Source organism: Arthrobacter sp. ISL-65 (assembly GCF_018613795.1).
GTDB lineage: Bacteria > Actinomycetota > Actinomycetes > Actinomycetales > Micrococcaceae > Arthrobacter.
Genome location: NZ_JAGGPN010000040.1, coordinates 49436 through 63032, shown reverse-complemented (window position 1 = coordinate 63032; position 13597 = coordinate 49436). Strand labels below are relative to the sequence as shown.

Genomic DNA, 13597 nt, shown 5'->3' with positions numbered 1-13597 from the left:
AGACGCTTACGACGGCGGCCCGCCAGCCGCCGTCGTAAGCGGAAGTACTTCCCCAAATCTTTCAGCACCACTCCAGCGACATTCCACAATGAGGTAGGAATCATGGACCACATCACCACAGCCGGCAGTGCGACGCCGGCCCGCAAAACCCGCTGGTACAAGCAGCTGTACTTCTGGGTACTGACCGCCATTCTCATCGGCATCCTCGTTGGCTGGCTCGCCCCCACCGCGGGCATCGCCATGGAACCCATCGGCACCACCTTCGTGAATTCGATGAAGATGCTCATTGGCCCCATCGTGTTCCTCACGATCGTTGGCGGCATCGCCAGTGTCGCGGACCTGAAGAAGGTGGGCATGACCGGGCTGAAAGCCCTCACCTACTTCCAGCTCGGCACCATCTTCGCCATGATCTTCGGCCTCGTGGCCATCAACATCTTCCGCCTCGGTGACGGGGTCAACGCCGACGCCAGCACCATCAAGACTTCGGACTCCGCAGCGAAACTGATCGACGCCGGGCAGCACCAGGAATGGTGGCAGTTCCTCACCCACATCATTCCGAACAGCATCGTGGGCCCCTTCGTTGAAGGCGACATCCTGCAGATCATCTTCATCGCCGTGGTCTTCGGCATCGCCCTTAATGCCATGGGCAAAGTGGGCGCCCCCGTCCTGGACGGCGTGCAGCGCCTCACCGGTGTCATGTTCAAGATCCTGGGCTTCATCATGAAAGCCGCCCCGCTCGGTGCGTTCGGTGCCATGGCGTTCGCTGTGGGCAAGTACGGCGTCTCCTCGCTCACCAGCATGGGCGGCCTGATCGCCCTGTTCTACATCACGTCCATCCTGTTCATCGTGGTGGTCCTCGGCTCCGTCATGGCGTTCCTGAAGCTGAACATTTTCACCATGATGCGGCACCTCAAGGAGGAATACATGCTCATCCTGGGCACCTCCACCGCGGAACCGGCCCTCCCTGGCCTGATGCGCAAGCTGGAGCACGCCGGCGTGAAGAAGGAAACCGTTGGACTCGTTGTGCCCACCGGCTACAGCTTCAACCTCGACGGCGCCGCCATCTACCTCTCCCTGGCAGCCCTCTACATCGCCCAGGCCACCAACACGGACCTGACCATCGGGCAGCAGCTTGGCCTGCTCGCCGTCATGCTGCTCACCTCAAAGGGCGCAGCAGGCGTCGCCGGCGGCGGCTTCATCGCCCTCACCGCAACCCTGACCACCATCGGCACCATCCCGGCCGCCGGCATCATGCTCATCTTCGGCATCGACAAGTTCATGTCCGAATGCCGGGCCATCGTGAACTTCACCGGCAACGCCGTCGCCACCCTCTTCATCGCCTGGTGGGACAGGACCCTCGACGCCGACCGCGCACGCCGCGTCTTCGCCGGTGAACCTGTCGAGCCGATGCCCGCAGAGGATCCCGTGCATAACGACGACGTGACCGACATCGACGACGACCTGACCGAATACGGCCACCACGACCCCAAGCACGGGGATGCCCGGCATCGCACCGCCGGCACCGCACCTGACCGCAGCCCGTCCTACTCGGAATCCGTATAGATGCATAACGCGACCGCCCCGAGGCCCGTCCGGGCCCTGATCGCACCTGACAAGTTCAAAGGCAGCCTCACCGCGGCTGAGGTGGCCGATGCCCTGGCCGCGGGGCTCCGTTCCGCAGCTGATGTGTCCGGCAGAGCCGGAGCGGTCCAGTGTGAAGTGCTTCCACTGGCCGACGGCGGCGACGGTAGCGTCGATGCCGCCGTCACCTCCGGCTTCACGCGCCGCAGCTTCACTGTTGCCGGACCCATCGGCCAGCCCGTCCAGGCGGCTGTCGCGTTCGACGGCTACACGGCGGTGGTCGAGGTTGCCAACACCTGCGGACTGGCACTCCTGCCGGAGGGAAAGCTGGAACCGCTGTACGCCTCCAGCCGAGGTTTCGGGGAAGCCGTCCTGCTTGCCCTCAGCCTCAAGCCCGCCAGGATCGTGCTGCCACTCGGCGGAAGCGCCAGCACCGACGGCGGCATGGGAATGCTCACGGCCTTGGGCTACCGCTTCCTCGACGCCCACGGGCGGCAGCTGGACGGCAACGGCAGGACCCTGGGCCTGATCCACTCCATCCAGCGGACCGACTTCCCTGAACTCGCCGGCACGGAACTGATCATGGCCAGCGATGTCCACAACCCGCTGCTCGGACCCCAGGGCGCTCCTGCAGTCTTCGGACCGCAGAAAGGGGCCGGGTCCACGGAGATTGCGGCCCTCGATGACGGCCTGGCGCACTTCGTGGGCAAGCTGTCAGAGGCAGGCATCCCCCAGGCCGCGGCCCTGGCAGGGCACGCAGGGGCCGGAAGCGCCGGAGGACTCGGCTACGCCTGCCTGCTGCTGGGGGCAAGGCAGGTGTCAGGTGCCGATTACTTCCTGGACCTGCTGGACTTCGACGCCCGCAAGGACAGCTGCGACGTCGTCATCACCGGCGAGGGCAGCATCGACGAACAGACCCTGGCCGGCAAGCTTCCTGCCGCCGTCGCCCGCCGCTCGGGCGGCCGCCCGATCATCGCGGTGGCAGGCAGGTCACTGCTCCCGAGGGAGCGCTGGGCCGAGATGTCGTTGTACCGGGTGTACACGCTGGCGGAGTACACGGACCGGGACTCCGCCAGGGACCCCGGGCTGTCCGCCGCACTGCTGCACCGGATCGGACAGGACATAGCAGCGGGACTCCGGTAGCAAAGCCCTTGCCATTATCGGCCCTCCTGAAGAATGGCCGCGAGCAGAAAGAAAGGCCCCGCAACGGCGGGGCCTTTCTTTGCTGTGCCTATGCGTTCTCGCGGATGCGGTCAGGCGCACGGTCAGCGGTTTCCTCCAGCCGGGCGAGGTCGGCCCACATCCTGCTTTCCTCTGCCTGCACCTGGGGTTCGGGGGTCTCGGCCGGCCTTGCTTCCGGGCGTCCCTCGGCCTCCTTGGCCGCTTCCTTCCTGTAATTCCGCCATCCTTCACACGATGAATAGCACATCACCGACCTCCTAACAGTTGGTGTACTTTTATCGTCCTCCCATTGCCGCGCAGTGTCGATTGCTTGGAGATCGCTCCGCCCAACCCTGCTCAGGTCAGCCGCTGGCGGACGATCTCGCTTACGGCCTTGCCGTCGAAGCGGCCTGCAACCCGGGCCGTCACCGGCTTCATCACTGCGCCCATGTGCCGCACGGACAGTTCCGTGCCTTCCGCCCGCAAACCCTCGATGACCTCATCGACGATGCCCTCCACCTCGGCGGCGGAGAGGGCCTTCGGCAGGTACGCCTCAATAACCTCTGCTTCGGCGACTTCCGCGGCGGCCCGCTCCGATTCACCCGCTTCGGTATAGATGCGGGCGGTGTCGCGCCGTTTCGCCGCCTCCTTTTGCAGCAGTGCCGTCACCTGCGCGTCGTCGAGCTCCACCGGCGTCTTGCCGGACTTCTCCCGGGTCTCGATCTCGCCCAGGACGCTGCGCACGGTGCCCAGGGCCACCTTGTTGTGCTCCTTCAGATGTGCAACGACGTCTCCGTGCAGCCGTTCCTTCAGCGTGGCCATGGTTTCCTTCTCTCGGGATCGGTGTGTACCTCAATCGTGGACCCGCTGGCCTGTAGCGCCTAGGACGCAGCCATGCCCCAGGACCCCGCACCGCGCAGAGACCCGCACTACAGAGGACCGGTAGCGCCCAGGATCAGGTGTTGCCGCGTGTCCTTCGCCGCTGCCTGCAGCAGTCGCACATATGTTCTATGTATGGAAGAGGAACATCCCGGTGAACTTGCCGGGCAGATGTCAATCAATGAGCTCCTTGTCGCGATGGGCGAGGCCCCCGTGGAAAGCATGCTGCATCTGGTGGTCCCTGACGACGCCTCATCGCTGATGGAGGACCCGCCCACGCTGCCCGGGCTATGAGCAGGGCCCAAAAGGCATTGCCCCTGTAGCCTTGATTCCTATGGTTTATGTGCAAGTCCCCGGCCCGTCCCTGCCCGAACAATGGTGGGACCGGGTGGCTGCCGGATTCACCCAGACCGCCGTTCCCGCGGTGTCCGTCACCGAGCTCCTGGCGGTCGTGCTCATCGCGGCAGTGCTGTCTGTTCCCCGGGCCACATGGCGATATTTCGGCCTGCTCGCCACGGTGACCCATGAACTGGGACACGCCTTTGCTGCCCTGACCAGTGGCCAGCGGCTGGGGGGCATCCGGCTGCAGCTGAATCACGGCGGCACCACCACGTCCTATACCCGGGGGCGCGCCGCCGCCGTGTGGTCAGGGTTCTGGGGCTATCCCGTTCCCGGCCTGACCGGCGCGGCGCTGGTATGGGCGGGCTTCAGCGGCTGGGGCCCGGCCGCCATGTCTGCAGGACTGATGATTCTGCTGGCGTCGCTGATCTTCATCCGCAATGCCGCCGGCGTGCTCATCCTCCTTGGGGCGGTGGTGGCGGTGGCGGCCATGATCATTAACGTGCCCGCCGCGTTCACCGGCCACGTGGCCATCATCCTGGGCGTCGCCCTTCTCGTTGCTGCCGTCCGGGACCTGCTCAAGCTGACCAATGTCCACCTCCGCCGCCGCGACCAGTTGCGGTCCTCCGACGCCTACATCCTCTACCGCGCCACTGCAGTGCCCTCCGGCGTCTGGATCGCCCTGTTCTCCCTGGTAGTGGCGGCCTGCTGGCTGGTTGCCTGGCAGCCGATGTCGCGGGTCTTCGGGGCGGCAACATAGTCTGGAGCCATGAGTGAGAAGACCAGCACAGTCGAAGCACACGGCAGGGGACGCCACGCAGGGGAACCGCGCAGTCGGGAACTTCACGCGGCGGAGCCCCACAGCACAGAACAACACAGCACAGAAGAAGACGGCGCGGATCAACACAATGCCGATCAACACAGCACCAAGGGCGCGTACGTCACCGGCGGCGAATTCAACCGGGACACCAACTACATCGAGGACCGCATCACTCGGGACGGCACGCCCGGGCCGAACGGTGAACCGGGCTGGCCCGTGGAACCGGGGCGCTACCGGCTAATTGCCGCGCGGGCATGCCCGTGGGCCAACCGCACCGTCATCGTCCGCAGGCTCCTGGGGCTCGAGGACGTCATCAGTCTCGGCCAGCCCGGCCCCACCCACGATGCGCGGTCCTGGAGCTTTGACCTGGACGCCGACGGCAAGGACCCCGCGCTGGGTATCGAGCGGCTGCAGGAAGCCTACTTCCGCCGTTTCCCGGACTACCCCCGCGGCATCACGGTTCCTGCTTTGGTGGACATCGCCAGCGGTGCGGTGGTGACCAACAACTACCCCCAGATCACGCTGGACTTCTCCACGGAATGGACCGATTTCCACCGCACGGGTGCGCCGCAGCTGTACCCGGAGCAGCTGCGCGGGGAAATCGACAGCATCAGCAAGCGCGTCTTCACCGAGGTCAACAACGGTGTCTACAGGTGCGGCTTCGCCGGGTCGCAGGAAGCCTACGATGCTGCCTACACCCGGCTGTGGAACGCGATGGACTGGCTCGAGGAACGACTCACCGGCCAGAGATACCTGGTGGGCGACTCCATCACCGAGGCGGACGTCCGGCTCTTCACCACGCTGGCGCGCTTCGACGCCGTCTACCACGGCCACTTCAAGTGCAACCGGAACAAGCTCAGCGAAATGCCGGCGCTATGGGCCTATGCCCAGGACCTGTTCCAGACGCCCGGTTTCGGGGACACCATCGACTTCGTGCAGATCAAACAGCATTACTACATAGTGCACGAGGACATCAATCCCACGCAGATCGTCCCCGGGGGCCCGGACCTGAGCGGGTGGCTGGCCGCCCATGGCAGGGAGTCCTTGGGAGGAAGCCCCTTCGGCGAGGGGACTCCGCCGGGACCGGTGAAGGCCGGCGAGGAAGTGGCTGCCGGGCACGGTGCCGCCTAGCCCCCGCCGCCTTGGCTGGAGAAGAGATGGCACGTGATAAGTTGCCGCGGAGGGTCTGGCGCTCGGTGGCCACTAGCTTTGCCCGCGCCCTGGCAGCGCCGCGCCTTCAGCTGGCAGCCAAGGCCGGACTGGCGGCGGGCATCGCGTTTTGGGTGGCGCCCCTCATGCCGGGGGCGGCCGCCCACTACGCGTACTACGCCCCGCTCGGCGCATTGGTGGCCATGTATGAGAACGTGTCGGGTTCGATGCGCCAGGGTTTACAGACGCTTGTGGGCCTGGGCGCGGGCATCGCCCTGGCGTTTGTACTGATCAGTTTCGGCGCCACACCGCTCAGTGTGGCCGCTGTAATGGCACTGGGCGTCCTGTTGGCCGGGCTGCCCCGCCTCGGCGCGGGCCGCGACTGGATTCCGACGGCGGCCCTGCTGGTGCTGCTGGTGGGCGGCCAGAACCCGGATGATTTCTCATTCGGCTACCTGCTCCAGATGGGTGTGGGCGTTGCCGTCGGCATCGCCGTCAACCTGCTGGTGTTTCCGCCGCTGCACTTCAACGCTGCCGCCCTGAGCCTTGCGGAGCTGAGGCTGTCTCTGGCCCGCCAGCTGCAGGACATGGGGGCGGCCATGCACGAAAAATGGCCTCCCGAACATGAGGACTGGTCGCGCAGGTCCGAGGACCTGGCGCAGTCAGCCCGCTCCGTGCGGGCAGCGGTGCAGAAGGCCGACGCCAGCCGGGAGGCCAATCCCCGCCGGCGGTTCCATCCCCGTGACGTGGAAAAGGACTACCGCACCGTCCGTGAACTGGAGCAGATCACCTTCCACATCCAGGACATGACCGAAGTGCTCGCGGACGTCATCTGGAACGAAGACATGCCCTTCATCATCCCGCTCCCCTACAGCGAACCCCTTGCGGAGGCGCTGACGGCTGTGGGCGAGGTGCTCCGTTCTGCGGAGGAGGACGACGCCGACCGGCAGGCCGAGCTCTACCAGGCAGCCCGCTCGGCGGTCGCCTCGCTCGAGGCACGCACCGCCTCCGAGGACACTGAGGCCGGCACTCCGAGCGCTGCAGGATCAATCCTCTTGAGCCTGCACCGCATCCTGCGCGTGGCCAACCCGAACAGGAGGTAGCCCCGGCCGCAGCACCTCCGCCGCGCCGCAGCACACCTCGTGCTACAGCGCCGCCACCGATCCGCTGAAGTGCTTGCGGCCGGACCTCGGACTCCAGGCCACGTAGCCGGACCGCAGCCAGCCGCCGTCCCCGGCCTCCGCCGTCGAAATGTCCAGCGCCACCCGGGCGGGAAGGAAAACCGGGGCCTCGAACCCCACCTCCCAGCGGAACGCGTCGCCTTTGGCCGCGCCCACGTCCGCCAGCGCCCTCGACGCCAGGTACATGCCGTGGGCGATGGACCGGCGCAGGCCCAGGGCCTTGGCGGAAAGAACGCTCAGGTGGATCGGGTTGAAGTCCCCGGACACGGCAGCGTAGGCGCGGCCGGTGTCCACGCCAAGCTGCCAGAGTCCCGTGGGGTCCGGAGCCGAAAAACCTTGCGGCGTGGCTGCTGCCGAGGCCTTGTCGATGCCGGGCAGGAACACTCCCTTGGCGAGGTAGGTGGACACGCCGCTCCAGCAGATGTCGCCGCCACCGGAAGTGCGTACCTCCGCCACGATGTCCACCTGCGTTCCGGCGCGGTGTGCCCGAAGCGTCTCCGCCCTGGCCACAATGTCCAGCGGTTCAGTGAACCTGACCGGCCTGCAGTACTCAATCACGTTCCGCAAATGGATCATCCCCAGCAGGGGCAGCGGGAAGTCGTCGCGGTTCATGACGCTCATGGCCACAGGAAACGCCAGGGCATGGATGAACCCTGCCGGCAGCACGTCACTGGCAGTTTCACCCAGCAGGTGCTGGTACGCGGTAAGGTTTTCGACGTCGGGACGGACGTCCCGGACTTCGTGGCTCACGGCGGGCAGCACGGCGGCGGCATGCGAGCCCAGGATCCTGCGGCGGGCCGCCGTGGCCGCCGCGTTCACGTACAGCTTGGAGAGGGACGGCATCTCCCCCAGGATGAGAGGCCGGGCGCCGGTCATGCCCCCACCAGGTTTTGTCCGCACACCCTCAGCACCTCTCCGGAAATGCCCCCGGCGGAATCGCCCGCGAGGAAGGAAATAGCCTCGGCGACGTCCTCCGGCTGCCCGCCCTGCTGCAGGGAATTCAGCCGCCGGGCAATTTCCCGGGTGGCGAAGGGAATCCGCGCGGTCATCTCGGTCTCGATGAATCCGGGCGCCACGGCATTGATCGAACCACCGTATTCCGCCAGCAGCGGTGCGGTGGCCCGGACCATGCCCATCACCCCGCCCTTGGACGCTGCATAGTTGGTTTGTCCGCGGTTGCCGGCAATGCCGCTCGTGGAGGCGACCGAAACGATGCGCGGCGCGGAACGGAAGTGCTCGGAGGCAAGGAGCGCCTCGTTGATGCGCAGCTGGGCGGCGATGTTCACATCAATTACCGAACCCCAGCGGGACTGGTCCATGTTGACCAGCAGTTTGTCCCGGGTGATGCCGGCATTGTGGACCATGATGTCGAGCCGGCCGTGGCGCTGCACGGCGTGGTCAATGATTCGTTGCCCGGCATCGTCGCGCGTGATGTCCAGCTGCAGCGCGGTCCCGCGGATCCCGTTGGCGACCTCCGCCAGGTGGTCCCCGGCTCCGGGAACGTCCACCGCCACAACGGTGGCGCCGTCACGGTGCAGTGTCCGGGCGATGGCCGCGCCGATCCCGCGGGCCGCGCCGGTCACCACGGCGACCTTCCCCGCGAGCGGTGCATCGGCGTCGTCGGGCATCCTGCCGTCCGCGGAACTGACGCGGACGAACTGGCCGTCCACGAACGCTGACCGGCCGGAGAGGAAGAAACGCAGCGCGCCCAGGGCTGACGGGGCGGTGGGACTGATGTCCTCAGCCAGGAGGATGCCGTTGCCGGTGGCGCCCGCGCGCAGTTCCTTGGCCAGGGACCGCAGCAGCCCTCCCACGCCTTGCCTGGCTGCGGCCGTGGCCGGAGTTCCGCCTGGCACCCGCGAGACAGTCACCACGCGTCCGCCGGGGGCAAGATCGCGAAGTGACGGCGCTGCCGCCAGGACCGGCTGCTTCAGGTCGCCGGGGGCTTCGACGGCGTCGAGGACCAGCACGATACCGCCGAGCTTTTCCTTGGGAACAGCGTGGCGACGGACATCCAGTCCCCAGGAAAGCAGCGCCGCCGCGATCCCGTCTGCACCGGGTCCGGAGCCGCCAACCAGGACCGGCCCGTCGATCAGCGGCTGGCCGGGCCGGTAGCGCCGAAGCTCGGCCGGCTGCGGCAGGCCGAGCTTCCGTGCGAGATCGCGTCCGAGGCCGTGGCTAACCAGCCTTGCGTAGGTGTCAGTCATGGATTTCCCCCGGGGTGGTTCCTTCCGAGTAGGCTTCGAGCAGCGCGACGACGCCCTGGCCGCCGGCGGCGCAGACGGACACGAGTCCCAGGGCGGGACGCCCGCCTTCATTGCCCTTTTCATGCAGCATTTTCGCAAGCGTGGCCACGATCCGGCCGCCCGTAGCAGCGAACGGGTGCCCGGCGGCCAGCGACGATCCGTTGACGTTCAGCTTGGACCGGTCGACCTTGCCGAAGGCGCCGTCCAGCCCGAGGCGCTCGCGGCCGAACTTTTCGTCCTCCCAAGCGGCCAGCGTGCTCAGCACCGTCCCGGCAAAGGCTTCGTGGATCTCGAAGTAGTCGATGTCGTCCAGGGTGAGGCCGTTGCGCGCAAGCAGGCGCGGGACGGCGAACACCGGCGCCATCAGCAGCCCGTCCTTGCCGTGGACGAAATCCACGGCGGCTGCCTCGCCGTCCAGGACGGTGGCGAGCTTGGGCAGGTCGTGCCCGTCCGCCCAGTCCTCCGAGGCGAGCAGTACCGTGGAGGCGCCGTCCGTCAGCGGCGTGGAGTTTCCGGCCGTCATGGTGGCTTCCGAGCCCAGGTTCCGGCCGAACACGGGCTTCAGCGACGCCAGCTTCTCGGGGCTCGTGTCCGGCCTGAGGTTGGAGTCCCGGGTGAGCCCGCGGTAGGGCGTGAGCAGATCGTCGAAGAACCCGGCATCGTAGGCGGCCGCGAGGTTCCGGTGGCTGTTGAGGGCAAGCTCGTCCTGGGCCTCGCGGGAGATGTTCCACTGGGCTGTGGTCAGGGCCTGGTGCTCACCCATCGATAGTCCGGTGCGGGGCTCTCCGGTGTTTGGCGCGTCCGGGGCGAGGTCCTTGGGGCGCAGGCGGGCGAGGATCTGAAGCCGCTGCGGGAGTGTCTTGGCGCGGCTGAGGTCCAGCAGCACCTCGCGGAGGCCTTCGCTGACGGCAATGGGGGCATCGGAGGCGGAGTCCACGCCGCCCGCGATGGCCGAGTCCAGCTGGCCGAGCCTGATCTTGTTGGCCAGGCCCAGCACTGTTTCCAGGCCGGTGGCGCAGGCCTGCTGGAGGTCATAGGCGGGAGTTTCCGGCGACAGCGCAGAGCCCAGGACTGCTTCGCGCGTCAGGTTGAAGTCCCGGGAGTGCTTGAGGACGGCGCCCGCGGCCACCTCGCCGATGCGTTCCTCCTGCAGGCCGAAGCGGGCGATCAGGCCGTCCAGGGCTGCGGTGAGCATGTCCTGGTTGGACGACTTGGTGTAGGCACCGCCCGTCCGGGCGAACGGGATCCTGTTGCCGCCGACCACCACGGCCTTCCGCACGGTTTGAGGCTGTCCATCCATGGGCATGTGCTATCTCCTTTGATCCGGCTGGTTATCGATACCCAGCGTACCTGATACGCTGAGTATCGTGAACTTGATTCCTCCGTCCGTGTCTCCGGACTCCCCCTCAGAGCCCGTGGATGGCCGCGCCTCGCGCTGGCAGGGGCACCGCGAAGAACGCAGGCGGGAACTGATCAAGGCCGCTCGGCGGGCGGTACACACGCTCGGCAGTGACGCCTCCATGGAGGACATTGCGGCGGCGGCCGGCACGTCGAAGTCGGTGTTCTACCGGTACTTCGGCGACAAGGCCGGCCTGCAGCAGGCAGTGGGGGAGGTGGTGCTGGGACAGATGCAGCAGCGGATCAAGGAGGCGGCCCAAAGCGCGCAGACGCCGCGGCAGGGTTTGTTCGCCATGGTCTCGGCCTACCTGCAGATGGCTGAAACCAGTCCTAACGTCTACACGTTTGTGACCCGGTACTCCGCTGCGGAGTCCGACGGCGGTCCCACCTCGATCACGACGGCCGGCGCCCTGGGCCACTTCTTTGCCGCCATTGCGGACATGATCGCCACGCCCATGCGCACCCACCTGGGCGAAGGCAAGGAGTCCGTGATCGGCTACTGGCCCAATGCCGCCATCGGCCTGGTCCGCAACGCAGGCGAGCAATGGCTGGCCAGTCCGGACTCCCCCGCCAAGCCGGACCAGGAAACCATGGCACGGCAGATCACCGACTGGCTGTGCGTCGGCATCGCGCCGGAACTCACGGACATTCAATAGCACCGGAACCTGTCAGTACCAACGAAGGGATCGACATGACTGAAGTAGCGGACCGCCCGGCGGGCACAACCACCCATGCAGCAGCCGGCGGGCCGGCACGCCCTTTGCCCGCCGTCGACGTCGCCGCCCTGGGCGAACTGCTCCTGGGCAGGTGGGCCGACGTCCGCCGGCAGGCGCGTGGCCTTGCGGCCCATGAAGAACTCCATAAGAAGGAGGGGCTCACGCACACGGAGCACCGTCTGCGCACCTTCGGGCAGCTGAAATATCTTGTTGACCACGGCGGCGTCCACCGGGCGTTCCCCACCAGCCTCGGCGGATCCGACGACCACGGTGGCAACATTGCCGGTTTTGAGGAACTGGTCACCGCCGACCCGTCCCTGCAGATCAAGGCCGGTGTGCAGTGGGGACTGTTCGGCTCGGCCGTGATGCACCTGGGCACGGCCGAACACCACCAGAAGTGGCTGCCTGGCATCATGAACCTGGACATCCCGGGTTGCTTCGCCATGACCGAAACCGGACACGGATCAGACGTCGCCAGCATCGCCACCACGGCAACCTATGATCCGGACGCGCAGGAGTTCGTGATCCACACACCGTTCCGTGCCGCCTGGAAGGACTACATCGGCAACGCGGCCATCGACGGGCTCGGCGCCGTTGTGTTCGCCCAGCTGGTGACGCGCGGCGTCAACCACGGCGTGCACGCGTTCTACGTGGACCTGCGCGACCCCGCCAGCAAGGCGTTCCTGCCGGGGATTGGCGGCGAGGACGACGGCGTGAAGGGCGGGCTCAACGGCATCGACAACGGCCGTCTGCACTTCGACCATGTCCGCATCCCCCGCACCAACCTGCTTAACCGCTACGGCGACGTGGACGCCGACGGCAACTACACCTCACCTATCGCGAGCCCCGGACGCCGGTTCTTTACCATGCTTGGCACGCTGGTGCAGGGCCGGGTGAGCCTCGACGGTGCCGCCGTCGCCGCATCCAAGCTGGCTCTGAAGACGGCCATCACCTACGCCACCGAACGGCGGCAGTTCAACGCCTCATCCCCCGTCGAGGAAGAGGTGCTGCTGGACTACCAGCGGCACCAGCGCCGGCTCTTCACCCGGCTGGCCACCACGTACGCCGCGGGTTTCGCGCACGAGCAGCTGCTGGAAAAGCTGGACGACGTCTTTTCCGGCGCCCACGATTCGGACGAGGACCGCCAGGACCTGGAAACTTTGGCCGCGGCGCTGAAGCCGCTGAGCACCTGGCATGCACTGGACACACTGCAGGAGTGCCGCGAAGCCTGCGGCGGTGCCGGGTTCCTGATTGAGAACCGCTTCGCCTCGCTCCGCGCCGACCTGGACGTCTACGTCACGTTCGAGGGCGACAACACCGTCCTGCTGCAGCTCGTGGCCAAGCGGCTGCTGGCCGACTACGCCAAGGAATTCCGCAGCGCCACATTCGGTGTGCTGGCACGGTACGTGGTCAACCAGGCCGCCGGTACCGCCGTCCACCGCACGGGCCTGCGCCAGGTTGCACAGTTCGTGGCGGACAACGGCTCCGTCCAGAAGGCCGCCATTGCCCTCCGCGACGAGGAAAGCCAGCGCGCATTGCTCACGGACCGCGTCCAGACGATGGTTGCCGAAGCGGGCGCCGCCCTCAGGGGCGCCAACCGGCTTCCGCAGCGCGAAGCGTCGGCACTGTTCAACCAGCACCAGGACGAGCTTATCGACGCCGCCCGGGCGCACGCCGAACTCCTGCAGTGGGAGGCCTTCACCGAGGCGCTGGGCAAAGTCACCGACCCGGGAACCAGGACCGTGCTGACCTGGCTCCGGGACCTTTTCGGGCTGTCCCTCATCGAGAACAACCTCTCGTGGTACCTGATGAACGGCAGGCTCTCGATGCAGCGCGCACGGACGGTGGGCGGGTATATCAACCGGCTCCTGGTCAAGCTGCGCCCGCATGCGCTGGACCTCGTGGACGCCTTCGGCTACGGCCCGGCCCACCTCCGCGCCGTCATCGCCACAGGCTCCGAAAAGGTCCGCCAGGACGAGGCACGGGACTACTACCGGGTTCAGCGCGCCAGCGGAACGGCGCCCGTGCCGGAAAAGTCACTCCGCTGATTCGCTGGTTGAGCTTGTCGAAACCACGGCAGGTTTCGACAACCTCAACCAGCGACGGGCAAGCTCAACCAGCGACGGG

Annotated in this window: 13 protein-coding genes; 8 read left to right on the top strand and 5 right to left on the bottom strand. The window is 67.0% G+C overall.

What is annotated here, in order from left to right; genetic code table 11:
* The first annotated feature begins 102 nt into the window (after positions 1–102).
* Both dctA and J7I85_RS17850 read left to right on the top strand, forming a co-directional pair.
* Positions 103–1563 (top strand): C4-dicarboxylate transporter DctA, encoded by a 1461-nt coding sequence (gene dctA, locus J7I85_RS17855; RefSeq protein ID WP_214854304.1) that lies wholly within the window; start codon positions 103–105, stop codon positions 1561–1563.
* Positions 1564–2724: a glycerate kinase gene (locus J7I85_RS17850; protein WP_214854302.1), complete on the top strand. Its 1161-nt coding sequence runs from the start codon at positions 1564–1566 to the stop codon at positions 2722–2724.
* A gap of 88 nt (positions 2725–2812) precedes the next feature.
* Here the strand turns inward: J7I85_RS17850 and J7I85_RS17845 are convergent, their stop codons facing one another.
* A complete protein-coding gene (locus J7I85_RS17845) occupies positions 2813–3010 on the bottom strand; it encodes a hypothetical protein (RefSeq protein WP_214854300.1) in 198 nt (65 codons plus the stop codon).
* Positions 3011–3099: 89 nt separating this feature from the next.
* Positions 3100–3564 carry a GatB/YqeY domain-containing protein gene (locus J7I85_RS17840; RefSeq protein ID WP_214854299.1) on the bottom strand — a complete coding sequence of 155 codons (465 nt, stop codon included), beginning with the start codon at positions 3562–3564 and terminating at the stop codon, positions 3100–3102.
* Positions 3565–3756: 192 nt separating this feature from the next.
* On the opposite strand from J7I85_RS17840, the gene J7I85_RS17835 reads away from it, so the two are divergent.
* From J7I85_RS17835 to J7I85_RS17820, 4 genes are read left to right on the top strand one after another with little or no spacing between them, the layout of a single operon-like run.
* Positions 3757–3915 carry a hypothetical protein gene (locus J7I85_RS17835; RefSeq protein ID WP_214854297.1) on the top strand — a complete coding sequence of 53 codons (159 nt, stop codon included), beginning with the start codon at positions 3757–3759 and terminating at the stop codon, positions 3913–3915.
* Between the two features lie 40 nt (positions 3916–3955).
* Positions 3956–4720 (top strand): M50 family metallopeptidase, encoded by a 765-nt coding sequence (locus J7I85_RS17830; protein WP_214854295.1) that lies wholly within the window; start codon positions 3956–3958, stop codon positions 4718–4720.
* Positions 4721–4729: 9 nt separating this feature from the next.
* Positions 4730–5911: a glutathione S-transferase family protein gene (locus J7I85_RS17825; protein WP_214854293.1), complete on the top strand. Its 1182-nt coding sequence runs from the start codon at positions 4730–4732 to the stop codon at positions 5909–5911.
* 26 nt (positions 5912–5937) lie between these two features.
* The gene (locus J7I85_RS17820; protein ID WP_251024514.1) at positions 5938–7032 is read left to right on the top strand and encodes an aromatic acid exporter family protein; all 1095 of its coding nucleotides are present in this window, start codon (positions 5938–5940) and stop codon (positions 7030–7032) included.
* Between the two features lie 42 nt (positions 7033–7074).
* On the opposite strand, the gene J7I85_RS17815 is transcribed toward J7I85_RS17820, so the two are convergent.
* From J7I85_RS17815 to J7I85_RS17805, 3 genes are read right to left on the bottom strand one after another with little or no spacing between them, the layout of a single operon-like run.
* Entirely contained in the window at positions 7075–7986 is a 912-nt protein-coding gene (locus J7I85_RS17815; protein WP_214854291.1) for a MaoC/PaaZ C-terminal domain-containing protein, read from the bottom strand.
* Positions 7983–9317 carry a 3-oxoacyl-ACP reductase gene (locus tag J7I85_RS17810; RefSeq protein ID WP_214854289.1) on the bottom strand — a complete coding sequence of 445 codons (1335 nt, stop codon included), beginning with the start codon at positions 9315–9317 and terminating at the stop codon, positions 7983–7985. Before J7I85_RS17810 ends, J7I85_RS17815 begins: the two co-directional genes overlap by 4 nt.
* Positions 9310–10662 (bottom strand): acetyl-CoA C-acetyltransferase, encoded by a 1353-nt coding sequence (locus J7I85_RS17805; protein ID WP_214854287.1) that lies wholly within the window; start codon positions 10660–10662, stop codon positions 9310–9312. Before J7I85_RS17805 ends, J7I85_RS17810 begins: the two co-directional genes overlap by 8 nt.
* Positions 10663–10723: 61 nt before the next feature.
* Between J7I85_RS17805 and J7I85_RS17800 the strand changes: the two genes are divergently transcribed.
* Both J7I85_RS17800 and J7I85_RS17795 read left to right on the top strand, forming a co-directional pair.
* Positions 10724–11410 carry a TetR/AcrR family transcriptional regulator gene (locus tag J7I85_RS17800; protein ID WP_214854285.1) on the top strand — a complete coding sequence of 229 codons (687 nt, stop codon included), beginning with the start codon at positions 10724–10726 and terminating at the stop codon, positions 11408–11410.
* Positions 11411–11445: 35 nt separating this feature from the next.
* Positions 11446–13518, top strand: coding sequence for an acyl-CoA dehydrogenase (locus J7I85_RS17795; protein WP_214854283.1), 2073 nt, complete (start codon positions 11446–11448; stop codon positions 13516–13518).
* Positions 13519–13597: the final 79 nt, after the last annotated feature.

Bases quoted from the DNA above. Each gene is read 5' to 3' on its own strand.
- dctA (WP_214854304.1), top strand. From the start codon at position 103: ATGGACCACATCACCACAGCCGGCAGTGCGACGCCGGCCCGCAAAACC.
- J7I85_RS17850 (WP_214854302.1), top strand. From the start codon at position 1,564: ATGCATAACGCGACCGCCCCGAGGCCCGTCCGGGCCCTGATCGCACCT.
- J7I85_RS17845 (WP_214854300.1), bottom strand. From the start codon at position 3,010: ATGTGCTATTCATCGTGTGAAGGATGGCGGAATTACAGGAAGGAAGCG.
- J7I85_RS17840 (WP_214854299.1), bottom strand. From the start codon at position 3,564: ATGGCCACGCTGAAGGAACGGCTGCACGGAGACGTCGTTGCACATCTG.
- J7I85_RS17835 (WP_214854297.1), top strand. From the start codon at position 3,757: ATGGAAGAGGAACATCCCGGTGAACTTGCCGGGCAGATGTCAATCAAT.
- J7I85_RS17830 (WP_214854295.1), top strand. From the start codon at position 3,956: ATGGTTTATGTGCAAGTCCCCGGCCCGTCCCTGCCCGAACAATGGTGG.
- J7I85_RS17825 (WP_214854293.1), top strand. From the start codon at position 4,730: ATGAGTGAGAAGACCAGCACAGTCGAAGCACACGGCAGGGGACGCCAC.
- J7I85_RS17820 (WP_251024514.1), top strand. From the start codon at position 5,938: ATGGCACGTGATAAGTTGCCGCGGAGGGTCTGGCGCTCGGTGGCCACT.
- J7I85_RS17815 (WP_214854291.1), bottom strand. From the start codon at position 7,986: ATGACCGGCGCCCGGCCTCTCATCCTGGGGGAGATGCCGTCCCTCTCC.
- J7I85_RS17810 (WP_214854289.1), bottom strand. From the start codon at position 9,317: ATGACTGACACCTACGCAAGGCTGGTTAGCCACGGCCTCGGACGCGAT.
- J7I85_RS17805 (WP_214854287.1), bottom strand. From the start codon at position 10,662: ATGCCCATGGATGGACAGCCTCAAACCGTGCGGAAGGCCGTGGTGGTC.
- J7I85_RS17795 (WP_214854283.1), top strand. From the start codon at position 11,446: ATGACTGAAGTAGCGGACCGCCCGGCGGGCACAACCACCCATGCAGCA.